Annotated in this window: 1 protein-coding gene; it reads left to right on the top strand. The window is 43.4% G+C overall.

Going from position 1 to position 265, the window contains the following annotated elements:
- Nucleotides 1-28: 28 nt before the first annotated feature.
- A partial coding sequence (locus AAGV33_RS16405; protein WP_373393457.1) for a hypothetical protein occupies nt 29-265 on the top strand: 237 nt, incomplete at its 3' end.

Raw genomic sequence — 265 nt, 5'->3', positions numbered from 1 at the left:
TCAAACAGGAACAGGTTCTAAATTTGTCATGGACACTGCGCCAACTTTGGTAACTCCAGTTTTAGGCGTTGCTACAGCAACTAGTGTGAACGGCACCAGTATTCCAACATCAAAAACATTGGTGGTAACCACTGATAAATTAAGCGCATTATCAGCAACTACCTCAGCTGAATTAGCTGGAGTGATTTCGGATGAAACAGGAACAGGAAGTGTGGTTTTATCTGCGTCTCCTACTTTTACAGGAACGCCATCTTTGCCAACAGGT

Source organism: Flavobacterium magnesitis, from assembly GCF_041729735.1.
GTDB classification, from domain to species: Bacteria; Bacteroidota; Bacteroidia; order Flavobacteriales; family Flavobacteriaceae; genus Flavobacterium; species Flavobacterium magnesitis.
The sequence above is the reverse complement of the archived record's forward strand: the minus strand, read 5'-3'. Positions and strand labels throughout refer to the sequence as shown.